At 65.5% G+C, this 25,194-nt stretch carries 25 protein-coding genes; 17 read left to right on the forward strand and 8 right to left on the reverse strand.

Annotated elements, in window-relative coordinates; translation table 11 throughout:
* Nucleotides 1-50 precede the first annotated feature (50 nt).
* A complete protein-coding gene (locus IVA98_RS15550; RefSeq protein ID WP_247301281.1) occupies nucleotides 51-1,673 on the reverse strand; it encodes a helicase HerA-like domain-containing protein in 1,623 nt (540 codons plus the stop codon).
* Nucleotides 1,674-1,996: 323 nt separating this feature from the next.
* Here IVA98_RS15550 and IVA98_RS15555 point away from each other — a divergent pair, with 323 nt between their 5' ends.
* From IVA98_RS15555 to scpA, 8 genes are all read left to right on the forward strand, one after another.
* Nucleotides 1,997-2,362: a DUF2267 domain-containing protein gene (locus tag IVA98_RS15555; RefSeq protein WP_247301282.1), complete on the forward strand. Its 366-nt coding sequence runs from the start codon at nucleotides 1,997-1,999 to the stop codon at nucleotides 2,360-2,362.
* A gap of 26 nt (nucleotides 2,363-2,388) precedes the next feature.
* Nucleotides 2,389-2,796 carry a DUF4332 domain-containing protein gene (locus IVA98_RS15560; RefSeq protein ID WP_247276652.1) on the forward strand — a complete coding sequence of 136 codons (408 nt, stop codon included), beginning with the start codon at nucleotides 2,389-2,391 and terminating at the stop codon, nucleotides 2,794-2,796.
* A 155-nt stretch (nucleotides 2,797-2,951) separates the two neighbouring features.
* Nucleotides 2,952-3,812, forward strand: coding sequence for a dihydropteroate synthase (folP, locus tag IVA98_RS15565; RefSeq protein WP_247355190.1), 861 nt, complete (start codon nucleotides 2,952-2,954; stop codon nucleotides 3,810-3,812).
* On the forward strand, nucleotides 3,809-4,177 hold the full coding sequence (gene folB, locus IVA98_RS15570) for a dihydroneopterin aldolase (protein ID WP_008553485.1): 369 nt from the start codon (nucleotides 3,809-3,811) through the stop codon (nucleotides 4,175-4,177). Before folP ends, folB begins: the two co-directional genes overlap by 4 nt.
* A 1-nt stretch (nucleotide 4,178) precedes the next feature.
* Nucleotides 4,179-4,670 (forward strand): 2-amino-4-hydroxy-6-hydroxymethyldihydropteridine diphosphokinase, encoded by a 492-nt coding sequence (gene folK / locus IVA98_RS15575; protein ID WP_247301283.1) that lies wholly within the window; start codon nucleotides 4,179-4,181, stop codon nucleotides 4,668-4,670.
* 80 nt (nucleotides 4,671-4,750) lie between these two features.
* Nucleotides 4,751-6,622, forward strand: a complete 1,872-nt coding sequence (locus IVA98_RS15580; protein ID WP_247301284.1) for a methylmalonyl-CoA mutase family protein — start codon at nucleotides 4,751-4,753, stop codon at nucleotides 6,620-6,622.
* Nucleotides 6,619-7,083: a GFA family protein gene (locus IVA98_RS15585; protein WP_247355166.1), complete on the forward strand. Its 465-nt coding sequence runs from the start codon at nucleotides 6,619-6,621 to the stop codon at nucleotides 7,081-7,083. Before IVA98_RS15580 ends, IVA98_RS15585 begins: the two co-directional genes overlap by 4 nt.
* A gap of 23 nt (nucleotides 7,084-7,106) precedes the next feature.
* Nucleotides 7,107-9,263, forward strand: coding sequence for a methylmalonyl-CoA mutase (gene scpA / locus IVA98_RS15590; protein WP_247333530.1), 2,157 nt, complete (start codon nucleotides 7,107-7,109; stop codon nucleotides 9,261-9,263).
* Nucleotides 9,264-9,346: 83 nt separating this feature from the next.
* On the opposite strand, the gene IVA98_RS15595 is transcribed toward scpA, so the two are convergent.
* A complete protein-coding gene (locus IVA98_RS15595; protein ID WP_247301286.1) occupies nucleotides 9,347-9,718 on the reverse strand; it encodes a hypothetical protein in 372 nt (123 codons plus the stop codon).
* Between IVA98_RS15595 and IVA98_RS15600 the strand changes: the two genes are divergently transcribed.
* From IVA98_RS15600 to IVA98_RS15625, 6 genes are all read left to right on the forward strand, one after another.
* Nucleotides 9,705-10,697, forward strand: a complete 993-nt coding sequence (locus IVA98_RS15600; RefSeq protein ID WP_247301287.1) for a tripartite tricarboxylate transporter substrate binding protein — start codon at nucleotides 9,705-9,707, stop codon at nucleotides 10,695-10,697. The two genes, IVA98_RS15595 and IVA98_RS15600, sit on opposite strands and share 14 nt — an antisense overlap.
* 259 nt (nucleotides 10,698-10,956) lie before the next feature.
* Nucleotides 10,957-11,448: a tripartite tricarboxylate transporter TctB family protein gene (locus IVA98_RS15605; protein ID WP_247301288.1), complete on the forward strand. Its 492-nt coding sequence runs from the start codon at nucleotides 10,957-10,959 to the stop codon at nucleotides 11,446-11,448.
* 4 nt (nucleotides 11,449-11,452) lie between these two features.
* The gene (locus IVA98_RS15610) at nucleotides 11,453-12,964 is read left to right on the forward strand and encodes a tripartite tricarboxylate transporter permease (protein ID WP_247301289.1); all 1,512 of its coding nucleotides are present in this window, start codon (nucleotides 11,453-11,455) and stop codon (nucleotides 12,962-12,964) included.
* Nucleotides 12,965-13,015: 51 nt separating this feature from the next.
* Nucleotides 13,016-14,005: a methylmalonyl Co-A mutase-associated GTPase MeaB gene (meaB, locus tag IVA98_RS15615; RefSeq protein ID WP_247301290.1), complete on the forward strand. Its 990-nt coding sequence runs from the start codon at nucleotides 13,016-13,018 to the stop codon at nucleotides 14,003-14,005.
* Complete coding sequence (locus tag IVA98_RS15620; protein WP_247301291.1) at nucleotides 14,002-14,658, forward strand: pyroglutamyl-peptidase I; 657 nt, start codon at nucleotides 14,002-14,004, stop codon at nucleotides 14,656-14,658. The genes meaB and IVA98_RS15620 overlap by 4 nt, the downstream gene beginning before the upstream one ends.
* 121 nt (nucleotides 14,659-14,779) lie before the next feature.
* Nucleotides 14,780-16,150 (forward strand): TIGR03808 family TAT-translocated repetitive protein, encoded by a 1,371-nt coding sequence (locus IVA98_RS15625; protein ID WP_247301292.1) that lies wholly within the window; start codon nucleotides 14,780-14,782, stop codon nucleotides 16,148-16,150.
* Here IVA98_RS15625 and IVA98_RS15630 read toward each other — a convergent pair.
* The 4 genes from IVA98_RS15630 to IVA98_RS15645 all read right to left on the reverse strand — a co-directional run bounded on the left by IVA98_RS15630 (nucleotide 16,147) and on the right by IVA98_RS15645 (nucleotide 20,226).
* Nucleotides 16,147-16,722 carry a TIGR03809 family protein gene (locus tag IVA98_RS15630; RefSeq protein WP_247333528.1) on the reverse strand — a complete coding sequence of 192 codons (576 nt, stop codon included), beginning with the start codon at nucleotides 16,720-16,722 and terminating at the stop codon, nucleotides 16,147-16,149. The genes IVA98_RS15625 and IVA98_RS15630 overlap by 4 nt on opposite strands.
* 510 nt (nucleotides 16,723-17,232) lie before the next feature.
* Complete coding sequence (locus tag IVA98_RS15635) at nucleotides 17,233-18,948, reverse strand: S8 family serine peptidase (protein ID WP_247301293.1); 1,716 nt, start codon at nucleotides 18,946-18,948, stop codon at nucleotides 17,233-17,235.
* A gap of 16 nt (nucleotides 18,949-18,964) precedes the next feature.
* A complete protein-coding gene (locus tag IVA98_RS15640) occupies nucleotides 18,965-19,660 on the reverse strand; it encodes a hypothetical protein (RefSeq protein ID WP_247301294.1) in 696 nt (231 codons plus the stop codon).
* On the reverse strand, nucleotides 19,657-20,226 hold the full coding sequence (locus IVA98_RS15645; RefSeq protein ID WP_247301295.1) for a sigma-70 family RNA polymerase sigma factor: 570 nt from the start codon (nucleotides 20,224-20,226) through the stop codon (nucleotides 19,657-19,659). Before IVA98_RS15645 ends, IVA98_RS15640 begins: the two co-directional genes overlap by 4 nt.
* Before the next feature lie 432 nt (nucleotides 20,227-20,658).
* On the opposite strand from IVA98_RS15645, the gene IVA98_RS15650 reads away from it, so the two are divergent.
* Together IVA98_RS15650 and IVA98_RS15655 are read left to right on the forward strand one after the other, a co-directional pair.
* Nucleotides 20,659-21,816, forward strand: a complete 1,158-nt coding sequence (locus IVA98_RS15650) for a GGDEF domain-containing protein (protein WP_247333448.1) — start codon at nucleotides 20,659-20,661, stop codon at nucleotides 21,814-21,816.
* A gap of 62 nt (nucleotides 21,817-21,878) precedes the next feature.
* On the forward strand, nucleotides 21,879-22,982 hold the full coding sequence (locus IVA98_RS15655) for a DUF2336 domain-containing protein (protein ID WP_247333447.1): 1,104 nt from the start codon (nucleotides 21,879-21,881) through the stop codon (nucleotides 22,980-22,982).
* Nucleotides 22,983-22,993: 11 nt separating this feature from the next.
* Here IVA98_RS15655 and IVA98_RS15660 read toward each other — a convergent pair whose 3' ends face one another.
* Nucleotides 22,994-23,632 (reverse strand): NrsF family protein, encoded by a 639-nt coding sequence (locus IVA98_RS15660; protein ID WP_247301298.1) that lies wholly within the window; start codon nucleotides 23,630-23,632, stop codon nucleotides 22,994-22,996.
* A gap of 2 nt (nucleotides 23,633-23,634) precedes the next feature.
* Nucleotides 23,635-24,180 (reverse strand): sigma-70 family RNA polymerase sigma factor, encoded by a 546-nt coding sequence (locus IVA98_RS15665; protein ID WP_247355167.1) that lies wholly within the window; start codon nucleotides 24,178-24,180, stop codon nucleotides 23,635-23,637.
* Between the two features lie 290 nt (nucleotides 24,181-24,470).
* Here IVA98_RS15665 and IVA98_RS15670 point away from each other — a divergent pair, with 290 nt between their 5' ends.
* The gene (locus IVA98_RS15670; RefSeq protein ID WP_247301300.1) at nucleotides 24,471-25,139 is read left to right on the forward strand and encodes a hypothetical protein; all 669 of its coding nucleotides are present in this window, start codon (nucleotides 24,471-24,473) and stop codon (nucleotides 25,137-25,139) included.
* Nucleotides 25,140-25,194 lie beyond the last annotated feature (55 nt).

Here is a 25,194-nt window from a genome sequence, read left to right on the forward strand (position 1 = left end):
TCGAGCATGATCTTTTCGGAAAACCGCTTCACACTTTTCCGGATCACGCTCTAGCGCCGCAACAATCCGCCGAGCGCGCCGCGAACCAGGGTGCGGCCGATCGAGCCGCCGAGCTGGCCGCCGACCGACTTGCCGATATTGGCGGCCATCCCCCCGATCACCTGGTTGGTCACCGATCGCGTCACGTCGCGCGCGATGACCTGGCCGGTCGACAGACGGCCGCGCTTGACGTTGGTGCCGAAGATAGAGCCGACGATCGAGCCGATCTGGCCGAGGATGCCGCCACCGCTTCCACCTGCCGAACCATCTGCCGTTGCCGCCGTGCCGGCGATGCGCTTCTGAAGAATCTCGTAGGCAGACTCGGAATCGACAGCGGTGTCGTATTTGCCCTTGACCGGGCTTACAGCCATGATCGCCTTGCGCTCCTCCGACGTGATCGGTCCGATCCGGGCCGACGGCGGCCGGATCATCACCCGCTCGACCATCGAAGGCGTGCCGTTGCCCTCGAGGAAGGACACCAGCGCCTCGCCCTTGCCGAGCTCCATGATCACCTTGGCGGTGTCGAGCTTCGGGTTGGGCCGGAAGGTCTGGGCTGCGGCGGCGACCGCCTTCTGGTCGCGCGGGGTGAAAGCGCGCAGCGCGTGCTGCACCCGGTTACCCAACTGCCCGAGCACGCGATCGGGCACGTCGACCGGGTTCTGCGTCACGAAGTAAACGCCAACGCCCTTGGAGCGGATCAGACGCACCACCTGCTCGATCTTGTCCATCAGCGTTTTGGGCGCGTCGTTGAACAACAGATGCGCTTCGTCGAAGAAGAACACGAGCTTCGGCTTGGGCAGGTCGCCGACCTCGGGCAGCTCCTCGAACAGCTCCGACAGCATCCACAACAGGAATGTCGCATAAAGCCGCGGGCTCTGGAGCAGCTTGTCGGCGACGAGGATGTTGACCATGCCGCGCCCGTCGCGGTCGGTCTTCATGAAGTCCTTCAGCGTCAGCGCCGGTTCGCCGAAGAATTTGGAGCCGCCCTGGTTCTCCAGCACCAGGAGCTGGCGCTGGATGGTGCCGACGGTCGCCTTGGTGACGTTGCCGAAGCCCTGCGCGGCCTTGCGGATGGCGGCGAGCGGATCCGCCGCCGCGTCCGCCCCCTTCTTCCCGCTATCCGGCACGATGGCGTCGAGCAGCGCGCGAAGGTCCTTCATGTCGATCAGGACGAGACCGTTGTCGTCGGCGACGCGGAAGGCGACGTTGAGCACGCCTTCCTGCACGTCGTTGAGGTCGAGCATCCGCGCGAGCAGCAGCGGTCCCATCTCGGTGACGGTCGCCCGCACGGGGTGGCCCTGCTCACCGAATACGTCCCAGAACACCGTCGAGAACTGGTCGGGCTGGAACGTCAGCCCCATCTCGGTGGCGCGCTTGACGATGAAATCCTTTGGTTCGCCGACCTCGGAGATGCCGGAGAGGTCGCCCTTGATGTCGGCTGCGAAGACCGGAACGCCGGCGCGCGCAAATCCTTCCGCCATCACTTGCAGCGACACCGTCTTGCCGGTTCCGGTTGCACCGGTGACGAGGCCGTGGCGATTGGCGAGCGCCAGCGTCAGCCATGCCTGCTCGTTTCCCTTGCCGACGAAGATCTTGTCGCCGGTGTCGCCGAGCTTGTTGTCCTGTGCGGTCATTATGGTCTCTGATCTCTGCAGTTTCGCGTATCGAAACTCGAATACACCAGTTCCGGAGTTTACCGCATGTCGCAAGCCGATTGAAACCATTCAACGTGGTCCGGACACGCGACATCGTCGGAAACATCAGCCGAAAGTCGGAAAAGTGCATTCGCACCGCGGTATTTTCTTGCTGATGCCATCTCCGCTCTTGCATCGCTGCAACACTTTTCGCGCGTTCGAAACGTTGGTCGCGTTCATCGCTTGTATTTCACATCGCACCGGCTCAAGATCATTTTCGAAAGCAATACTCCGGCATGTGAACCGGCTGAGGGGCAGGCCATATGGACGAGCTGATCGGGCGGCTGGCAACAAACGCCAGCATAGATAGTGCTGTCGCTGAAAAGACTGTCGGCATTATCCTGGGTTTCCTCCGCAGCGAGGGTCCTTCCGACAGCGTGCAGGCCCTGATCGACCAGATTCCCGGTGCGGAAGCCGCGATCGAGACGTCCAGGAGCGGCGGCGGACTGTCGCGGCTGATGGGCGGCGGCCTGATGGCCGTCGGCTCACGCCTGATGGGCCTCGGACTCGGCATGTCGGAGATTCAAAACATCGCCCGTGAACTTTTTCGCTTCGGCCGAGACAAAATCGGAGCCGATCAGATGGGCAAGATCATCGCGGGGACGCCGGGCCTCAGCCAATTCGCCTGAAGCTTTCGCATTTCACATCGAGTATCATGACATATCCCATCTCCGAGATTGAGGGCCTGTCGGCCTTTGCCGCCAACAAGTTGAAGGCACAGGGAATCCGCACCACCGACGCGCTGCTCGAGGCTGCCGGCACCGTGAAAGGCCGCAAGGCGCTGTCCGCCAAGACCGGCATCAGCGAGCAGCTGCTGCTGGAATGGGCCAACGTCTCGGACTACATGCGCATCCCCGGCATGGGCCGGGCCAAGGTCGGCCTGGTCCGCGCTGCCGGCGTCACCACGGTGCGCGAGCTCGCTTATCGGAATCCGGCAAGGCTCGCGCAGAGCATGCGGGACGCGAACGAGAAGAAGAAGCTCCTCCGCATCCTGCCTTCCGAGAAGTCGGTCGGCGAGATCATCGCCAAGGCGAAGAAGCTGCCGCCGAAGATTACGTATTAGCCGCACCCTCTCTCCGTCATACCCCGCGAAGGCGTGTATCCCGTACGCCGCGCCTCCTCCGTATTGTCGCAATGCCTCGGATTGCCCGCTTTCGCGGGCAATGACACGAGGGGTTGGTCTTGAACTCCCCCTCCCCGACCGCTAAAGCCACCCGCATGAATGCCTCGCCCTCCCCATCCGTCCCGCCGGCCGGCTCGGCCGGGGCCGACGTGCTGCGGACGCTGTTGGAACGGTCGCTTCCGGCGGTGATGGGGGTGCTCAACGTCACCCCGGATTCCTTCTCCGACGGAGGTGCGTTCATCGCGCCCGAGCAGGCTTTGGTGCGTGCCCGGGCGATGATCGCTGATGGCGTCGACATCATCGATATCGGCGCAGAGTCCACGCGGCCCTACAAGGGGGCCCAGCCGGTCACAGCGGAACGCGAGCTCGCCCGGTTGAAGCCGGTGCTGGCTGGCGTCGTGGCGCTTGGCGCGCCCGTCTCGATCGACAGCATGAAGGCGGAGGTGGTGGCATTCGCGCTCGACCAGGGCGCGGCGATCGTCAACGACGTCTGGGGCCTGCAACGCGACGCCGCCATGGCACCGCTGGTCGCGGCTAAAGGCGTTCCGGTCATCATCATGCACAACCGCGACAATGCCGACCCCACCATCGACATCGTCACGGACATGAAGACCTTCTTCCTGCGCTCGCTGGATATCGCGGCCAAGGCTGGGATCGCGCGGGACAAAATCGTACTCGATCCCGGCATCGGCTTCGGCAAGACGGCCGAGCAGAGCATGATCGCGCTGGCGTGGCTGCGCGAACTCGACATGTTCGGCCTGCCGATCCTGGTCGGCGCCTCGCGCAAGCGCTTCATCGCCGCAGTGTCGCCGTCGGAGCCGAAAGAGCGGCTCGCCGGCTCGATCGCCGCGCACGTCATCGCCGCGCAGCGCGGCGCAAAAATCATTCGGACCCATGACGTCGCCGAAACCTTGCAGGCCCTGCGTGTAGCAGCAGCAATCGAGAGCAAGCCATGACCGATACGATCTTCGTCACCGGCCTGTCGATCCACGCCCGCCACGGCGTCATGGATCACGAAACCGAAGTCGGCCAGCGCTTCGTCATCGATCTCGAACTCTATACCGACCTGTCGGAGCCTTCGCGCAGCGACCGGCTCGCCGATACCGTGTCCTACGCCGAAGTGGTGGCGACCACCACGGCGGCGTTCAAGAACACCAACTACAAGCTTTTGGAGCGCGCGGCCGGCGCGGTGGCCGATGCCATCCTGTCGCATTTCCCACGCATCCGCGCCGTGAAGATCACCGTGCACAAGCCGCATGCGCCGATCGCCGCGATCTTCGACGACGTCGGCATCATGCTGACGCGCTCGCGGCATCCATAAGATGGCGAGCGTCTTGATCGCACTCGGCGGCAATGTCGGCGATGTCCGCGCGACCTTCCGCAAGGCGATCGCGCATATCTGCGGCATGGCGCAAGCCGCGCTGATCGCGCGCTCGTCCGACTATGCAACGCCGCCCTGGGGCGATGAGGACCAGGAGCCCTTCATCAACGCGTGCATCGAGATCGAGACCAGCCTTGATCCGCATGCACTGCTGTTCGTGCTCCAGAAGATCGAGCAGAAATTCGGCCGCACGCGGGACAAGGAGCGGCGCTGGGGCCCGCGCACGCTCGATCTCGATATGATTGCCTATGACAATGTCAGCTTGCAGAAGCCCGATCTGACCCTGCCGCATCCGCGCTTGTTCGAGCGCGCCTTCGTGCTGGTGCCGCTGGCCGAGATCGCGCCCGACCGCCTCATATCAGGCGTTCGTGTGCGTGACGGGCTCGCCAGCGTCTCGACGCAAGGCATTGAGCGGCTTCCGGATACCGGCTAACCAAAAACAACCGTTTGCAGGGGCGGTCCGCCGTGGCAATTTCGCCTGCGAATAACAAGATTTCGGGAGCCCCTCGCCGCATGACCTCCGTGACTGACGACCTGCCGCTGGCGGCGGATTTTCCCAAGGCGACGATCGAAGACTGGCGCAAGCTGGTTGACGGCGTGCTGAAGGGCGCGCCGTTCGAGAAGCTGGTCGGCAAGACCTATGATGGCCTGAAGATCGAACCGCTCTACCCACGCGCCAAGGACCTTGCGCCCGTGGTGGGCCGGCCGCCAGCTGCGCCCTGGCAGATCATGCAGCGGATCGACCATCCCGATGCGGCTGCCGCGAACGCGCAGGCGCTGACCGATCTCGAGAACGGCGCGACGGGGCTCGCGCTGGTGTTCGCCGGCGGCAGCGGCGCCCACGGCTTCGGCCTGGAACCGTCAGCCGATGCGGTCGCAAGAGTCCTGAAGGACATCCATCTCGATGCCGGCATCGGCCTCGAACTCCAGATCGGTCCGCAATCACGGATGGCCGCGATCCATGTCGCGGAATATGTGAAGCGCGCAGGCCTCGATCCCGCCGCCTGCGACATCCGCTTCGGGCTTGATCCGCTCGCGGCCGGCGCGGTGTGGGGCCACAGCCCCTATACGTGGGAGGAGATCGTTCCAGCCATCACCGGCGCCATCAAGGGTCTCGCTGGGCTCGGCTTCAAGGGGCCGTTCGCGTCCGCCGACGGACGCGTGATCCACGATGCCGGCGGTTCGGAAGTGCAGGAGCTTGCCTTCGTGCTCGCCTGCGGCGTTGCCTATCTGCGCGCGATCGAAAATGCCGGCATTGCGCTGCAGCAGGCGCAGGGCATGGTCTATGCGCGGCTTTCCGCCGATGCCGACCAGTTCCTGACTATGGCCAAATTCCGCGCGCTGCGGCTGCTGTGGGCGCGCATCGAGCAGGCCTGTGGCCTGACGCCGAAACCGCTGTTCATCGCTGCCGACACGGCCTGGCGCATGCTGACGCAGCGCGACCCTTACGTGAACATGCTGCGCGCGACCATCGCGACCTTTGCGGCCGGGCTTGCCGGCGCCAACGCGATCACCGTGTTGCCGCATACGCTGGCGCTCGGACTGCCCGATCCGTTCGCACGGCGCGTGGCGCGCAACACGCAAGCCCTGCTGCTGGAAGAAAGCAACCTCGCCAAGGTCAGCGATCCCGCAGCGGGCGCCGGCGGGATCGAGGCGCTGACGGCGCAGCTCTGCGAGGCCGCCTGGGCGCTGTTCCAGGAGAGCGAGAGAGCCGGCGGCGCCTTTGCCGCGCTTCAGCAGGGTGTTTTTCAGAGCAAAGTAGCGGCTACGCGAAAGGCGCGCGAGGCCAACATCGCAAAACGCCGGGACGTGCTGACGGGCGCCAGTGAGTTTCCGAACCTGCACGAGAGCGAGACGGCCGTCCTGAAGGTGACGCCAATCGCGCTTCCGCCTTATGGTGAGCAAAAATACAAATTCGATGCACTGCCGCCGATCCGGCTGGCGCAACCGTTCGAGGCCTTGCGTGACAAGTCGGATGCAGCGCTGAAAGCACGTGGCGCCCGCCCAAAGGTGTTCTTGGCCAATCTCGGCACGCCCGCCGATTTCACCGCGCGGGCGACGTTTGCCAAGAGCTACTTCGAGGCTGGCGGCATCCAGGCCCTCGACAGCGAGGGTTTTGCCGATCCGGCCAAGCTTGTTACCGCCTTCGAGGCCTCCGGCGCCGCCCTCGCCTGTCTCTGTTCCAGCGACAAGGTCTATGCGGAACAAGCGGAAGCCGCGGCAAGAGCCCTGCAAACGGCCGGCGCGCGCCATATCTACCTGGCAGGCCGCCCGACGGATGCCGAGGCTGCGCTGCGCGCGGCCGGCGTCACCGGTTTCGTCTTCGCCGGCGGCGATGCGCTTGCGACGCTGCAAGACGCCTATCGACGGATGGAGCAATCATGATCGAAACCGGCAAAACCGTTCTCACCGGCGGCTGCCAATGCGGGGCCGTGCGCTTTCGAGTCACGACGGCACCGACCAAGGTCTCGATCTGCCACTGCCGGATGTGCCAGAAGGCGGCTGGCGCCCCGTTCGCCTCCTTCGCCGACATCAACAAGACGGACTTTGCCTGGACCAGGGGACGGCCGTCGTTCTTCCGCTCCTCCTCGATCGCCGAGCGCGGCTTTTGCGCCGCCTGCGGCACGCCGCTGAGCTTTGGCCGCATCGACGGCGACCGGATCGAGATCATGACAGGCACGTTCGACCGCCCCGACCACGTTGTCCCAACGCGGCAGTTCGGCACCGAATCTCGCCTCGGCTGGGTAGTCGGCATCTCCAATTTGCCAAGCCAGACCACGCAGCAGAATTACGGACCGGAGAAGATGGCGACCATCGTCAGCCATCAGCATCCGGATCATGATTGAGCGCCTATGATATGGTTGAGACCATGAGCCGCATTCCCAATTTCGCCGACGTCGCCTTCGCGCGGACAGCCACCGCCGCGCCGGCCGGCAGCGCCGAGCCGTGGCTGACGCCCGAGGGCATCCTCGTGAAACCGGCCTATGGCGAGGCCGATCTTGCCGGCCTCGATTTCCTCGAGACCTATCCTGGCATCGCGCCCTTTCTGCGCGGCCCCTACCCAACCATGTATGTCAACCAGCCCTGGACCATCAGGCAATATGCCGGCTTCTCCACGGCAGAGGATTCCAACGCGTTCTATCGCCGTAATCTCGCGGCCGGACAGAAGGGCCTCTCGGTCGCCTTCGATCTCGCCACGCATCGCGGCTATGACAGCGATCATCCGCGCGTCGGCGGCGACGTCGGCATGGCCGGCGTGGCGATCGATTCCATCTACGACATGCGTACGCTGTTCGCAGGGATTCCGCTCGACCAGATGAGCGTGTCCATGACCATGAACGGCGCGGTACTGCCGATCCTCGCGCTCTATGTCGCGGCCGCCGAGGAACAGGGCGTGCCGCCGGAAAAACTCTCAGGCACCATTCAGAACGACATCCTGAAAGAATTCATGGTGCGTAACACCTATATCTATCCGCCCGCGCCATCGATGCGGATCATTTCGGACATCTTCGCCTACACCTCGCAGAAGATGCCGAAATACAACTCGATCTCGATCTCCGGCTATCACATGCAGGAGGCCGGTGCGACGCAGGACCTCGAGCTCGCCTACACGCTGGCCGATGGCGTCGAATATCTGCGTGCCGGCCTCGCTGCAGGCCTCGACGTCGACCGCTTCGCGCCGCGCCTGTCGTTCTTCTGGGCGATCGGCATGAACTTCTTCATGGAGGTCGCCAAGCTGCGCGCCGCGCGCCTGCTCTGGGCGAAGCTGCTGAAGCCATTCAATCCGAAAGACCCGCGCTCGCTGTCGCTGCGCACGCATAGCCAGACCTCAGGCTGGTCGCTGACCGCTCAGGACGTCTTCAACAACGTGATGCGTACCACGGTGGAGGCGATGGCGGCCACCCAGGGCCATACCCAGTCGCTGCACACCAACGCGCTCGACGAAGCGCTGGCGCTGCCGACCGATTTCTCGGCGCGCATCGCCCGCAACACCCAGCTCTTCCTCCAGCAGGAGAGCGGCACCACGCGCATCATCGATCCCTGGGGCGGCTCGTATTATGTCGAGCGGCTCACGCGCGACCTCGCGGCCAAGGCCTGGAGCCACATCCAGGAGGTCGAGGAGCTCGGCGGCATGGCCAAGGCGATCGAGGCGGGCGTGCCGAAGCTGCGCATCGAGGAGGCCTCGGCCAAGACGCAGGCGCGGATCGATGCCGGCAAGCAGGCCGTGATCGGAGTCAACAAGTACAAGCCGACCGACGAGGCGCCGATCGAGATCCTCAAAGTCGACAACAGCAATGTCCGCCGCTTGCAGATCGACAAGCTGACGCGGCTGAAATCCGAGCGCAACCAGAAGGACGTCGATGCCGCCCTCGCCGCACTGACGCGCTCGGCCAGAGAAGGCAACGGCAATCTGCTCGCGCTCGCCATCGACGCGGCGCGCGCCAAGGCGACCGTCGGCGAGATTTCGGAGGCGATGGAGAAGGTGTTCGGCCGGCATCGCGCCGAGATCAAGTCCATTACCGGCGTCTACAAGCGGGAGGCGTCCAGCATGGGTAACCAGGTCGAGAAGGTTCAGGCGCTGATCGACGCCTTCGAGGAGGCGGAAGGCCGCCGCCCGCGCATCCTGGTGGCCAAGATCGGCCAGGACGGCCACGATCGCGGCCAGAAGGTGATTGCGTCAGCCTTCGCCGACATCGGCTTCGACGTCGACATTGGGCCGCTGTTCGCGACTGCCGACGAAGCTGCGCGGCAGGCGGTCGAGAACGACGTGCACATCCTCGGCGTCTCCTCGCTCGCCGCCGCCCACCTCACCGCCGTGCCGGAACTGAAGACCGCGCTGAAGAAGCAGGGCCGCGACGACATCATGATCATCGTCGGCGGCGTAGTGCCGCCGCAGGATTACGACGCGCTGTACGCGGCCGGCGCCGAAGCCATCTTCCCGCCGGGCACCGTGATCGCCGATGCGGCGGAGGAACTGATCCGCAAGCTGAACGTCCGGCTTGGGCATAGCGAGGCGGCGGAGTAGTGATGGACTGGTCGTGCGCCCGGCCAGGTTGTGTCCATGACACCTGACGAAATCATTGCTGCAATACAAGAACGCGGATGCCATCAAAGGCAAGGGCGTATCGAAGCTCGCCATCTTCGGCTCGCGCGTCCGCGACGATTATCGTCGATATAAGCGGGATAGTTGTTGAAGTCGCGAATTAGCGACCAGACTTCGTCCAGTGGCTGGTCCAGCACGGTGCTGTAATAGGCTTGGGTCATGGCTTGCCTTGGCTCTTGTTGCGCGCTGAGGTTGGCGACTTGCGCGGGCAAAACCCACCCGATCTCCGACTGCCGTCCGATGGGTTTCACACAAACGGCGATCTCGCTGGTAGCGCTACCTTGCGGCGCCGCCGCAAAGCCGACTAGAATGCCGCCGTTGACAAGAGCGCTCGACGTCACGGGCGCCGCTGGGAGGCATTCAATGTCCAAGATCACCCGCCGCGCCTTTGCGGCCTCGTCTGCCGCGGTCGCGGCATCCGCCGCTTTCGGGTTCAAGCCGGCACGCGCACAAGCCTATCCGGCGCGTCCGGTCACCGTCATCGTGCCTTGGGGCGCGGGCGGCGGCACCGATGCCACCGCGCGCATCGTCGCGGCGCTGCTGGAGAAGGATCTCGGCCAGCCCTTCAACGTGGTCAACCGCACCGGCGGCTCCGGCGTCGTCGGCCATAGCGCGATCGCGAGCGCGCAGCCCGACGGCTACACCATCGGCATGCTCACGGTCGAAATCTCGATGATGCACTGGCAAGGCCTCACCGACCTGACGCCGAAGAGCTACACGCCGCTGGCGCTGATGAACGAGGATCCGCCCGGCATCCAGGTCTCCTCCTCCTCGCCCTACAAGACGGTCAAGGAACTCGCCGACGCGATCAAGGCGGCGCCTCCGGGCAAGTTCAAGGCTTCGGGCACCGGCCAGGGCGGCATCTGGCATCTGGCGCTGGTCGGCTGGATGCAGGCGATGGGCCTGCCTGCCAACCAGGTCGCCTGGGTGCCGTCGAATGGCGCAGCGCCCGCGATGCAGGATCTCGCCGCCGGTGGCCTCGACCTGACCACCTGCTCGGTGCCGGAGGCGCGGGCCATCATCGAGGCCGGCAAGGCCAGGAGCCTTGCCATCATGGCGCCGGCGCGCAACCCGATCTTCAAAGATGTGCCGACGCTGAAGGAGGCGATGGGCATCGACTACGCGACTGGTGCCTGGCGCGGCATCGGCGCCCCGAAGAACCTGCCGCCGGAGATCGCAACGAAGCTGACCGCAGCGCTGAAGAAGGTCTACGACTCCGCCGAGTTCAAGGACTTCATGAGCAATCGCGGCTTCGGCACCGTGTGGGGCGATGCCGCCCATTTCGCCGCCTTCATGGACAAGGGCGACGCCCAGATGGGCGAGGCGATGAAGGCGGCGGGCCTGAGCAAGGCGTGATTTTCACCTCTCCGCGCGGGCGGCAGGGCTGTCGCATATGAAGAGCGTGGCGAGTAGCTCGCTTGCAGCCCATCCTTCGAGACGCCCGTCTACGGCGGGCCCTCAGGATGAGGTCGCGTTTTGCGGCGAGATATCAGACCCTCATGGTGAGGAGGCCGCGAAAGCGGGCGTCTCGAACCATGCAGGCCGAGCAGCTTCGTCATATGCGCTAGCCCAACCCACGCGGGGAGAGGAAGTGCACTTCTCATAGGATTCTCCCATGCGTCTTCCCGACTCCGTCACGGGATCGTTTCTCGTCGCACTCGGCGCGGCCGCCGCCTATGGCGGTTGGATCTTGCCGCCGGTGCCGGGGCAGCCGGTCGGCCCCAACGTGTTTCCGCTGGTGATCGGCACCGGGCTCGCCCTGTGCGGGCTCGCCATCGTGTTCGGCATTGGCCATTCCTTCGAGGAGGAGGAAGAGCTGGTCCCGCTCGAGAACGGCCAGGCCGCCAGCCCGCCGCCGCAGGGCAAGCTCTACGGCTTTCGCGCCTTGCTGCCGCCGGCGCTGCTGCTGTTCTACGTCTTTGCCGCCGACCGGCTCGGCTTCATCCTCACTGCCGCGATCATGGTCTACGTGACCTCGACTGCGTTGGGGGCGAAGTGGAAGCTGGCGCTGCCGCTCGCGGCGCTCTCGCCGTTCGCCATCCACCTCATCTTCGGCAAGCTGTTGCGCGTGCCGCTACCGGCCGGCCTGCTGCCGACGCCCTGGTAATCCCATGCTGAAAACCCTGATTGATGCGTTCGCACTGATCTCCACCTGGGAGGTCATCATCGCGATGTTCGCGGCGTCCGTGTACGGGCTCGTGATCGGCTCGCTGCCGGGCCTGTCGGCGACGATGGCGACCGCCCTGCTCGTCCCCGTCACCTTTTACCTGTCGCCGATCGCGGCGATTGCGACCATCGTCGCGGCCTCCTCGATGGCGATCTTCTCCGGCGACATTCCCGGCGCGCTGCTGCGCATTCCCGGCACGCCGGCCTCCGCCGCCTATGCCGACGAAGCCTATGCCATGACCCGCAAGGGCCAGGCCGAGCTCGCGCTTGGGGCCGGCGTCTGGTTCTCCGCGGTCGGCGGCATCGCCGGCGTGCTGTCGCTGATGATCCTGGCGCCGCCGCTGGCCGAGATCGCGCTGTCGTTCTCGACGTTCGAATATTTCTGGCTGGCGCTGCTCGGCCTGATGTGCGCCACTTTGGTCGCGCGCTCCTCGCCCGTGAAAGCGATCGCCGGCATGTTCATCGGCCTGCTGGTCTCCTGCATTGGCATCGAGAATCCCGGCGGCGTCCCGCGCTTCACCTTCGGCCTCACCGATCTGTTCGGCGGCATCGAACCGATCCCGGCGCTGGTCGGCGTGTTCGCGGTGGCGCAGGTGATGCGCGCGATGCTAACGCCCGAGCCGCCACCGCTGCCGCGACGAAAATTCGGAAGCATCATGGCCGGCCAGTGGAAGCTGACCAAGAAGTATCATTGGCAGATGACGCGCGGGAATATCGTCGGCATCATCATCGGCGTGCTGCCCGGCGCCGGCGCCGACATGGCCGCCTGGGTCTCCTACGCGATGTCGAAGCGCTTCTCGAAGGAGCCTGAAAAGTTCGGCACCGGTCACGTCGAAGGCCTGGTCGAGGCCGGAGCCAGCAACAACGCCAGCATCGCCTCCGGCTGGGTGCCATCGCTGCTGTTCGGCATCCCCGGCGACACCATCGCCGCGATCGCGATCGGTGTGCTCTACATGAAGGGACTCAATCCCGGCCCGACGCTGTTCACCGAGAAGGCGTCGAGCATGTACGCGATCTATCTGATGTTCATCATCGCGAACATCATGATGATCCCGCTCGGCATCGCCATGATCCGGGTCGCGGCCTACATCCTGCTGGCGCCACGCTCCACCGTGATGCCGATCATCATGCTGTGCTGCGCGGTCGGCTCGTTCGCGATCGGCAACAACATGTTCGGCGTCGTCACCGTCGCCGCCTTCGGCGTGATCGGCTATGTCATGGAAGCGAACGGCTATCCCGTGGCAGCCATGGTGCTCGGCATCGTCATGGGCACCATGGTCGAGCAGGCTTTCGTCACGTCGTTGATCAAATCGGACGGAAGCATCCTGCCGTTCTTCGAGCGCCCGGTCGCGGCGATCCTCGCCGCGATGGCGATCGGCGCGCTGCTGTGGCCGGTAATGGTGTGGGCGTGGCGCAAGATGAAACCGCCCCAGACGGCGACGGCAACATCCCGGTGATTTACAGGCGAGCGCCCTCGCCTGCCCAGCCGGGCCGTTGTAAAGCAAGGCATGACCGAGAAGAAGGCCTCGCCGGACACCAAGTCCCTCGCCCGTGACGTGCGCGCCGGCAGCCGCGCGGCGCTGGCGCGGGCCATCACGCTGGTGGAGAGCCGGCGCGCCGACCATCAGGCGCTGGCGCGCGAACTGGTGCAGATGCTGCTGCCTGACTCCGGCAAGGCGGTGCGCGTCGGCATCACCGGCTCTCCGGGCGTCGGCAAGTCCACCACGATCGACGCGCTCGGCACGTATCTGATCGAACAGGGCCACAAGGTCGCAGTGCTCGCGGTCGATCCGTCCTCGGCGCGCAGCGGCGGCTCGATCCTCGGCGACAAGACCCGGATGGCGCGGCTGTCGGTTTCCACCGATGCTTTCATCCGCCCCTCGCCGTCTTCGGGCACGCTCGGGGGCGTCACGGCCAAGACACGCGAGGCAATGCTGATTTGCGAAGCCGCAGGCTTCGGCGTCGTGCTGGTCGAGACCGTCGGCATCGGCCAATCCGAGACGGCGGTCTGCGACATGACCGATTTCTTCCTCGCACTTATGCTGCCGGGCGGCGGCGACGAGCTGCAAGGCATCAAGAAGGGCCTGGTCGAGCTCGCCGACATGATCGCCATCAACAAGGCCGACGGCGACAACCTCAAGCGCGCCAAGATCACCGCCGCTGACTACCGCGGCGCGCTGCACATTCTGGCGCCGCGGTCCGAGCATTGGCACCCACCGGTCGAGACCTATTCGGCGCTGACCGGCGACGGAATCGCGAGAATTTGGCAGAGGATCCTTGATCACCGCAAGGCGATGAGCGCATCCGGCGAGTTTGCCGCGCGGCGGCGCGATCAGCAGGTGAAATGGATGTGGTCGATGCTGGAGCAGCGCATGCTGGCGCGGCTGCGCAGCGAGGTGTCGGTGCGCACCAAGGTCCGGAAGATCGAGGCCGAGGTGGCCGACGGCCACCTCACGCCGGCCCTCGCCGCGGAGCAGATTCTGGAGCTGCTGCAATGAGCGAAAAGCTCCGCATTCTCCTCACCGGCTTCGGGCCGTTTCCCGGCGCGCCCTTTAACCCGACCCAGCCGCTGGTAGCGCGGCTGGCGCAGCTGCGCCGCCCGGCGCTCGATAATGTCGCGATCGCAAGCCACATCTTCCCGGTCACCTATGCTGCGGTCGACCGGCAATTGCCTGACGTGCTCGCGAAGGTGAAGCCGGATGCGCTTCTGATGTTCGGCCTCGCCGCGCGCACGCCTTACTTGCGCATCGAGACCCGCGCCCGCAATGCGGTCACCATGCTCTGGCCGGATGCCGCCAACACCCGATCGAGCAAGCGCGGCATCGCCGGCGATGCGGACGCGATGACGTTCGGTCCGCACACCGCAAGGCTGCTGCGCGCCGCACGCCTCACCGGCATCGATGCGCGCGCCTCGCGCGATGCCGGCGCCTATCTCTGCAATTATCTGAGCTGGCGCGCGATCGAGAACGTGAGAGCAGGCGGGCCCAGGCTTGCGGCGTTCATCCACATCCCGCTGCTCGCGCGCAGCGGCGCAGTGCGCCGCAAGGGCGCAGCCCGGATCACGCTGGAGGAACTGGTGGATGCGGGCGAAGCGATGCTGATGGAGATGGTGCGATTGGCGCGGAAGGAACGGAACACGTTGGGGCCGTAACCCCTACCGCACCCTGCTTGCGTAAACATTTAACCCTACCGCGAACAATCCTCACGCCACCGGCGGTCCTGAGCTACCTAGTCCCCCGCGGACACCTCCCGCGTCCGCCGGAGGACGCGTCATGGACCTCAATCGCCGTCATCTCATCGGAGCCTCGACCGCTGGCATCGCCGGCGCGCTCGCCGTGCCGGCCGATGCTGCGCGCGCGGCGCCGCTGACCTCCCTGCTCGGCCGCGACGCCACGCAATACGGTGTGCGGCCCGGCGCCAGCGAGGACCAGACCCGCGCGCTCCAACGTGCGATCGATGAGAGCGCGCGGGCGCAGATGCCGCTCGCCTTGCCGCCCGGCATCTACCGCACTGGACTATTACGAGTACCGAGCGGCGGGCAGCTGATCGGCGTGCGCGGTGCGACGAAATTCGTCTTCACTGGGGGCGCGTCGGCGATCCAGAGCGACGGCGCTGACTCGATCGGTCTCACCGGCATCACGTTCGATGGTGGTAACATTCCGCTGCCGACGCGGCGCGGCCTGATCCACGTCCTCGGCGGCCGCGACGTCCGCATCACCGATTGCGTGATGATCGGCTCCGGCGGCAGCGGCATTTGGCTCGAGCAGGTCTCGGGCGACATCTCCGGCAACATCTTCTCCAATATCGCAATGACGGCGGTCGTCTCGTTCGATGCCCATGGCCTCAGCGTCTCCCGCAACACCATCACCGGCACCAACGATAACGGCATCGAGATTCTGCGCACCGCGATCGGCGACGACGGCACGCTGGTCGCCGACAACCGCATCGAGGACATCAAGGCCGGCCCCGGCGGCTCCGGCCAGTACGGCAACGCCATCAATGCCTTTCGCGCCGGCAACGTGATCGTGCGCGGCAACCGCATCAGGAACTGCGATTACTCCGCCGTGCGCGGCAACTCCGCCTCGAACATCCATATCACCGGCAACAGCGTCAGCGACGTGCGTGAAGTCGCGCTCTATTCGGAGTTCGCGTTCGAGGCCGCGGTGATTGCCAACAACATTGTCGACGGCGCCGCCGTCGGCGTCTCCGTCTGCAATTTCAACGAGGGTGGCCGCATCGCCGTGGTCCAGGGCAACATCATCCGCAACCTGATACCGAAACGGCCGATCGGCACCGCGCCGGACGACGATGCCGGCGTCGGCATTTATATCGAGGCGGATTCCTCGGTGACCGGCAATGTGATCGAGAACGCGCCGTCCTACGGCATCGTCGCCGGCTGGGGCAAGTATCTGCGCGACGTCGCCATCACCGGCAACGTGATCCGCAAGGCGCTGGCCGGCGTCGGCGTCTCCGTGATGCCCGGCGCCGGCACCGCGCTCGTCAACAACAACATGATCTCGGAGACCCCGCGCGGCGCCGTGGTCGGGCTGGACCACGCGCGCGCGGTCACGTCCGACCTGTCGGCCGACGGCGCGCAGCGATTCGCGCAGGTGGTGGTCGGCGGGAATGCGGTGCGGCGTTAGAACGCGTTGCGCAGCAGCGGGTATTTGGCCTCCAGGCCATCGAGGCTGAAGGTGAATTCGACGACGCGCTCGGGGCCGGCGACGATTTCGGCGGCGGGTGGGGAGAACTGCGGCAGTAGCGTTGCCGCCGTTGGCGGCGGCATAATGGCAGGTGCCGCGCGCGGTGCCATCGCGGGCGGCGCGGACAGCGGTGCGATCGGGGTTTCGGTAATGTCGGCGAGAACGTCCGGCGTGGGATCGAGCCTGACCGGCACCGCGGTCTCGGGCGCGATGTGGACGGCCTTCGGCTGCACGGTCTGCGCCTGTTGTTCGCGCGGAAACACGCGCGGCATCGTCGCCGGCGACCACCCGAAGGCGGGCGTCACGCTGGCGGCTGCCGCAGCGACGTCCGCACCCGTTGCAAGGGCGCGCCAGGTCTGGACCGCACGCTTGGCCTCCTGGATATTTTCGAGAAATGCGATCTCGGAGTGGTAGCGGCGCCAGCGTCCGGTTTCGAACATTTCGGAGAGATGTTGCAGCCGCTGCTCCGCGAGAGCGCACCAGCGTGCCGCAATGTCGCGGCTAACGGCCACGTCGCGAACGACTTCTTGGCGATGTGTCATGAACCAGCCCGTCAGGAGAAAACACGGACGCGGGGACGCAACGCACACGAATCAATTTAGACGCGACATGATTATTTTGTGGAAAAGTTTTGACTTGTCCAGCAACGACACCGCGTCCGCCGTCGAGCACCGTAATCGTGCGGAGATTTGCTGTGTTTTCGAGTCAAGCTTCGCACAAGCATGACCGGCTTGCCGCATGCCGCGCGAGCGACGCGACGGACGCGGATGCGATCCTTCAACCGGAAGCTGAACGATCGCGACGCTTTAAATTGGATGCCCACAAAGAAAAGACCCGTCCGGGGGGACAACCGGACGGGTCGAGCCATATGGGCGCTTGGGGTGGATGGGCGCTCGCGCCTGATATGACCGATGGGGAGGGATGACCGCTCCCACATAATTTGGTCGTGGCAGCTGGCTGAACGTTCAACGCGGCGTTCGCTTTTTTGACCTTCGGCGGGCGCGCGCGTCTTGTCGCAGCCGCTACCGCGTCCCCGGCCTATCCGCCTGAGAAATCGCGGATTTTTCGTCTGCGCTCGACAACGAGGGTCGCTCGATGGCGCGGATGCCGGACTCGTCGGGACGCTTCCCGGCATCTTCACGTTTTGTTGTACCGGATGCCGCCGCAACCGGCGCCGCACTGTCGGCCGGAACGGCCATGACCGCGGCAAACGCATCGGCCTCGCCGTGGCCGAACAGATCATCACGGCCGGGTGGACCGAGATCGCGCGCGGTCTTCGCCAGCGTCGTGCGCAGCGCTTCCGGCTTCAAGGCATGGTTGCGCTCGAGCAGCAGCGCCGCGACGCCGGAGACACAGGCGGCGGAGAACGAGGTTCCGGACGTCATCTGGTATTTGCCATCAGGCGCCGGCAGGAAGATGTCGACGCCGGGAGCTGCGACCGCGATGTAGTTGCCGCGATTGGAGGCGGTGAACAGCCGGTCCTGCTGGTCGGTCGCACTCACCGCGATCACGTTGGGATTGGCTGCGGGATAGAGCGGCGGCGATTTTGCCCCGGCATTGCCGGCGGCCGCGATCAGCACGAGGCCGCGCGCGGCGCTCGCCGCGATGGCCCGCTCGATCACGGCGTCCTTGGGGCCCGCAAAGCTCATATTGACGATCTGCGCGCCGTGCTCGGCAGCATAGTTCAGCGAGCGCAGGATGATGTAGGACGAGCTCTCGGCCCCGCCCGCAGGGCCGCCGAAGGCGCGGATCGCGATGATGCGCGCCTCGGGCGCGCTACCCATCAGCCGGCCATGCGCGACGATGGCACCCGCGATGCCGGTGCCGTGAACATGCGGTCCCTCGGTGGTGCCGAGCGCATCGAAATTGTCGGCGATGGAATTGGCGAGTTCGGGATGGCTGGCGTCGATCCCGGAATCGATCACGGCAACCGTGACGTTGGCGCCGTGCGCCAGCGTATGCGCCTGCGGCAGGCGAAGCTTTGTCAGTGCATATTGCGCAGGATCGCCTTCGGTCGGCCCCGACGATTTCTGGTCCTGGAGCACATAACGGAAGTTGGGCTGAAGCGAGCGCACACTGCCGTCGGCCGCGAATTCGCGCCGCACCGTCTCGTATGGCCGGACATCGGTGAGGCGGAACAGGCCCAAAGTGGCGCCGATCAGCGGGAAATTCTCCGAGGCGACGCGCGTCAAGCCGTGGCGACGGGCGAGCTCGTCGGCCTCGGCCGGCGACAGCGCACCGTGGATCTCGGCGACGAACTCCTTGGCGAAGCTGCGCGAGGTGACCGCGGCCGGCGTGCTGTTGCCGCGTCCCTTGCCGGCGCTCTTCTTGACTGATTTTCCACCGCCCTCGCCGCCCGCGTTCGGCTGCGCCAGGCATTCGCCGCCGGCATCGCGGTAGGGTGCGGTGCAGGCCGGATAGAGGTTCGGCGAATAGCGCGCATAGGGCATTACCGGCGTCGGCCGTATGCGCGACGACGTGGTGTGGGGAATGGCCGGGATCGTCCGCGGACCGCGGCCGACGCCGACCGCGCGCGCCGCCGCGACACCGGGGCTCACACGCGGGGCAATGCTCGGAGAGATGGTCGGCGTGCGCGAGGGAACGCTGATCGTGGGCGTACGCATGGTCGCCTGCGCCCGCGCAAGCTCGACGCCGAGACAGGCTGTGAGCAGCAGCGCGGCTCCGATCGAAGTCGCGTAGGCCCCGGCGCGTACCCTGCTCTCCGACTGGCGCGTCATCGGTTCAGCGGCGCGGTCAGGGCGTCGCGACGGCCAGATTGACGAACTTCTCGCGCTGCATCTTGCCGAGCAGCGAGGCGAGCTCGTCCTGGCTCATCGCCTTGTTGAATTGGAGGCGGAACATGCCGCCCTTGGCTCCGTCGATGATCGACGCCTGATAGCTGTCGAGCAGCGCGGTGATGTCGGCGATGCGCGCCTCGGGAGTGAAGCGCACCAGCGCACGCGCCGGCGCGGCCGTGCTTCCAAGCTCGCGTGTGATCGGCGCGCTGGTCGAGAGCGAAGCCGTCTGGAAGGTCGCCGGCTGGTTCTTCATCAGCACGGCGCCGATGATTCCGGCTTGCAGCACGAGCGCGACGGCGCCGAGGCTCGCCGACCATGCCAGCGTCCGCGGCGACAGGCTCGCGAAGAAGGTCGAAATGCGCGCGGACAGCGGCAGCGAACCGGTCGCCCGCGCCGGCTCGGCATCGATCGCGGCGAACAGCTTCTGCAGCGCGCGCGCGGACGGAGCCCCCAGGCTCTCGTTTAGATGAATGGTCTCTTCGTACTCGCCGCGGATCGCGGCATATTGCTTCGCGAGCTCCGGATCGCGCGCCAGCGCTTCCTCGACGCGGCGGGCATCGCGCGCGTTCAGCGTGCCGGCGGCGTGCCAGGGCAGCAGCAGTTCAATTTCACTGGGCTCATGCTCCAGCATCTTCTTGCTCAACGCCATCATGGCCAGCCTCGCTCAACGCCGGCTGCCGTCAGCAGTTCGGCCAATTTCTTGCGCGCATAGAACAAGCGCGTCTTCACAGTGTTCTCCGGTATCCCGACGATCTCGGCCACTTCTTCCACGGACTTCTCGTGGTAGTAGACGAGATCGACGATTTCCCGGTGTTCCGGCGAGAGACCCGTCAGACACTCCCGCAACGCCTCACTGGTATCCTTCTTCTGCACCAGCGTTTCTGGATCGTCGGACGTATCCTCGATCGCGTTGGCGGCCTCTTCATCCAACTCAAAATCCTTCCTGCGCCGAAGCGCAGACAGGGCCTTGAATCGGGTGATTGCCAGCAGCCAGGTGGAAACAGCGGATCGACCCTCGAACTTGCCGGCTTGACGCCAGACGTCGAGAAATACCTCGCTGATGAGGTCTTCCGCCGCCTGCTCATTCCGCACGAGCCTGAGCCCGAACCTGTAAACCCTGACATGGTGCCGCCCGTACAGCACCTGCATGGCGAGCCGGTCGCCTTGAGCGATCCTGGCGATGAGGACCTCGTCCGAAGCCGCCTGTGTCACGCTCAAAGGCCGTCTCGCAAGATTGGTCGGGTCGATGCGGCGGACGGTTCGACCGAAAGGGCGAAATTCTTCAACTTACCGCAGTCATACGCGAGCCGATGTGATCTACCCCACATACATGCATTGTTCGTATTCCGCCCGTTGCGGTCTGCCATCTCAGTCCATATCGGTAGCATAATACTGAAATTTTTCCCTAGCAGAAAGCGGGTCTGGCACAGCCAGCGTGGCCAAGTCTCGCTCCATAGCAGCCCTGCACGACGTGTGTCGCGCGACCCCCGTTTTAGCTCGACCGGTACTCGATGCCTCATGGCCGGCAGATGTCCTTACCCGCAAATGTTCCATGGCTGGAACGCACCGTACGGATTCGGTTCCGAAGGATACCAAACCTAAAGGCTTGCCACGTAGATTTGTGGGCTGACATCCACCATCGGCAGGATAATGAACACGGCCGCGACGTCCTTTCCGGAGAGGAATGCCGCTGAAGTCGCGGATCTCGTCCTCGCGCGCGAGGCGGCGGCTCCGGAAGTCGTGGCCCGGCGGGCCCGGCAGCGCCGCCAGATGTATGTCGGCCAGGTCGCGAGCTACTCGCTCGGGGCCTCGGTCCTGCTGCTGTACGCCTATGACGGCGCGATCTCCATGGGCGTGCCGTCGCTGTTCTGGCTCGGCGGCCTCCTGATCATCGGTACGTTCACTGTGCTGTCGGAAGCCGGCTTCGGTGATCGGTTCGAAGATCATTACCTCACCGTTTTCCAGATATCTGCGCATACGACGCTGCAACTGGTGTTCCTGCTCGCGGTACCGACGGTCGGGGTCGCCTTCCTCGCCGTGCTGTTTCTGATCTTCGCGTTTGGTACGCTGCGGATGACGTCGAGCCAGGCGATGGTCACCTGGGGCCTTACCACCTGCGGGCTCGTCGTGGTCTTTCTGGGCTCGGATCTGCCGATCGGCCTGCCCGTTACGACTCGGTTGCAGCGGACCGCCTCGATGCTGTGCTTCGTGCTGGTGATCGGCCAGTGCGCCACCCTCGGCCTCTTTGGCGCAACGCTGCGCAAGATCCTGTACCGGCGCAGCATCGAGCTCAAGGCCGCCTATCAGCGCATCGAGGAGCTGGCCGAGCTCGACGAACTCACCGGCTCCTACAATCGCCGCTGCATCATGCGGCTTCTCGACACCGCGATCGAAGAGTCACGGCAGGCATCAACGCCTTGCGCGATCGCGCTGATCGATCTCGACTGGTTCAAGCGCATCAACGATGCCCACGGCCATCCCATCGGCGACGAGGTGCTGCGCACCTTCGCGATCACCATTTTTGCCAACATCCGCCCGGCCGACTGCTTCGGCCGCTACGGCGGCGAGGAATTTCTGCTGCTGCTGCCCGGAACGGATGGCGCGGCGGCATCGCGCATGCTCGACCGCTTGCGCCAAATCGTCGCCGATCTCGACTGGAATGCATTTTCCCCGGGCATGCGCGTGACCATTTCCGCTGGCGTCGTGACGCTGCGCGACAACGATACTGCCGACACGTTTCTCGTGCGTGCCGACCGCGCGCTCTATTCCGCCAAGGCGCAAGGGCGCAACCGCGTTATAACGGACTGACCAATTCATTTTTTCCGACGCGTGAGAAGACGGCGCCGGACCGAACGCTCCAGGACAGGGCCATGAGATCGAAATCCGCAACGTCATCCGAGAACCTGCTCGAGGAATTGCAGGCGGCGCTCTCCCACGGCACCGTTGCGCGCCGGGTCGAGACGCTGCGCCGCGTCACCGATCTCTTCGTGGGCAACGCGGTGGATTATTCCGACGACCACGTCCGCGTGTTCGACGACGTGTTCCAGTGCCTGATCGAGCAGATCGAGGTTTCGGCCAGAGCGCTGCTCGCCGACCGCCTCGCACCGATCGCGTCCGCGCCGCCCAAGATCATCCGTACGCTCGCGCTCGACGAGGTCATCGAAGTCTCCGGCCCCGTGCTGTCGAAATCGGAACGGCTGGACGAAGCGACACTGATCGAGATCGCGCGCAGCAGAGGCCAGGCGCATCTCAAGGCGATCTCGCTGCGGCGGGTGCTATCGGAGGCGTTGACCGACGTGTTGGTGACGCGCGGCAACGAGGACGTGGTGCAGTCGACCGTCAGCAATCCGGGCGCGCGCCTGTCGGAGGGAAGTCTCACCGACCTCGTTAACCGCGCCGAACGCGACGATGACCTCGCCACCTGCATCGGTCTGCGACCCGACCTGCCGCGTCATCACTATTTGAAGCTGATCGCAAAGGCTTCCTTGAGCGTGCGCAAGAAGTTAGAGGCCGCACACCCCGGGCTCGCGGAGGAGGTGTCGAGCGTTGTCCAGGAAGCCGCCCAGCGGGTCCGCGCCGCCGCCACGACCAGGCAGACCGAGATGGCGCGCGCGCTGGTGAAGTCGCTGCACGAGGACGGTCGCCTCAACGAATTTCAGGTCAGCACTTTCGCCGAGCAGGGCAAGTTCGACGAGACCAATGCGGGACTCGCAGCTCTCGCGGGCGTCGCGATCGAGACCGCCGAGACCATAATGATCGACAGCCGGACCGAGGGCGTGATGATCCTCGCCAAGGTCGCCGGCATGTCATGGTCGAGCATGCGCGCCATCATCGCCATGCGCGAGAAGCTCTCCGGCGGCTCGCAGACTGACATGCTGACGCTGCGCGACACCTACGAGGCCCTGCGCTCATCGACCGCGCAGCAGGTACTGCGCTTTTACCGCATGCAGCAGAGCACGACGCCGGCGACGTGAAGCCCGGCGCGCTAGTACCGCAGGACTTTCGAGCCCACTGCCGCGCCGATCGCGGTCACCACCGCGGTCGCGATCGTGTACCAGGTCGCGACGAACAGCGGCGAATCGTCGGTGCAGTGCGAAGCGTAGAGCGTCGCGGCCAGCCCGGCAGACAACAGCCCGGCGAGCGCGCCGGCGAGCGCCGGGCGCGACGGCGCACCGTGGCGCAGGCCGAACAGCGCTCCCGCAAGCAGCGGCAGTGCCATCGCGGGGATCGCAAACAGGCATACCCTGGAGTTCTTGCCCATCAAGCGCATCGTCATCGGCATGGCTGGCGCCATCATCGCCTCACTGCCGATCGCCACAGCAAGCAGTCCGACGGGAAGCAGCAAGAGCCAGCCCCAGCCGCGCAGCAGGGCTTCGGGACGCGACAGATGCAGGCTGACGATGATGGCGGGAATCGCGAGCGACAGCGTCACCGCGAACTTCATGTCGAAGAACGGGTTGCGCATCGCACTCATCATGTCCGGACGCACACCGAGGAACGTCGCGAAGATCAGGATCGACAGCGGCGCGGCCACCAGCAGTGCCATGGTCAGGACGGTGCCGACGCGCGGCGCGCGATGGACGTTGTCGGCCGCGAGCGAGCGAATGAGTTGATCGGTATCCATGCCTAGTGGTCCCGCAGTTTGGCAGTCAGTGCAGCAAGTCCACGATGCAGCGCGACCCGCACCGCACCTTCGCTCATCGCAAACTTTGCCGCCGTATCCTTGATCGAGGCGGCCTCGATCGCGATCGACTGCAAAACCTCGCGCTGGCGCTCCGGCAGGGTGCTCAGCTGGGCGGCGACCTCGCCCGCCGAAGCCGTCTCCTGCGGCGCCTCGCCCGGCAGCGTCTCGGCGAAATCGTCGATGTTGACGAAGACGCGCCTGCCGCGCCGCCGCAGCGTATCGATCAGCTTGTTGCGGGCGATCGCGAACAGCCAAGGCGCGAAGGGGGCTTCGCTGTCCCAGGTGTGCCGCTTCAGATGAACCGCCAACAAAATCTCCTGCACGATATCCTCGGCCTGGTCGGGAGACTGGCCTGCCCGCGCCAGCCCACGTCTCGCAGCAGCGCGCAGCACCGGCGTAACCGCCTTCAACAGGCGATGATACGCCGCATTATCGCCAGCCATGGCCGACCGCATCAGGGCGGTCCATTCATCCTCACGTCCGCGCACGCGCGCCCCTCACCATGCAATTCGGCCGCTCTTTCAATTTGTTACCCCAGCGCCCGCGCGATCACGGATTCGTGATCGACGCCAAGCCTCCGTCTCCGGTGCGGCCGTAAGAGCCCGCGACGCCTCATAACACCTATCAACCCGGCCCGCATCCGGCGGCCGGCCGCGAGGGGCGATTGCCCCGTTTTCGCCCTGTGGAGCCCGAAGATTCCCATTTTCTGCCCCGCTGTCGTCACGCCCCAGGGTCTCTGTTCGTTCTTGGGACGGGCGGAATTGGGGAGATCGTCAACATGATCAAAGCCAGCGGGCGCGCGGCCCTGATCCTTGTGGCCGGGCTTTTCTTGCTGTTTGGCGGCGTTGCACAGGCGGCGCCGAACTCAGCCGAAAGCAGCAAATCCGACAGCGCAGGCAATCAGGCCGACACGGCCAAGCCGAGCAAGCAGCGGCACCATGAGTCGCGCCGCGCCAGCAGCAAGACGGCGCAAAAGTCCGACGACAAGGCCGACAAGAAGGACACTGCGGCAAATACCTCCGAGCCCAAGGCCGGCACAGACGGGACCGCCTCAACCCAGATGCCGCCGGAAGTCGCCAACGCCCATGCGCAGCTCACCGCCACCGATATGCCGACCGCTGCCGCGGCCTCTGCGATGACGGGCCGTGCCAACGACAACGTCCAGGCGGCGGCCGATGACACCCCCAATAACACCGCACCCAAGGCCGAGACCCAGGTGGTGGCCCCCGATCAGCTCAACGACATCGACCGCGCCGTGCAACAGGACAACCCGCCGGCGCAGAAGGCCGTGGTCGCTGCAACCGAAGCGCAGCCGCGCCCCACGCCGGTGATCGCAAGCAGCCAGCAGAGCTCGGCCTGGGACCAGAGCTCCCTGATCGGCAAGATCTTCATCGGTGTCGGCACGTTTCTGACGCTGGCCTCGGCCGCGCGCATGTTCATGGCCTGACCGTCAGTTCCGCCAGGACGCACCGCCCCGCGCGTCCTGCGTCCGGCCCCTTGAA

This window comes from Bradyrhizobium sp. 160 (assembly GCF_023073735.1).
GTDB lineage: Bacteria > Pseudomonadota > Alphaproteobacteria > Rhizobiales > Xanthobacteraceae > Bradyrhizobium.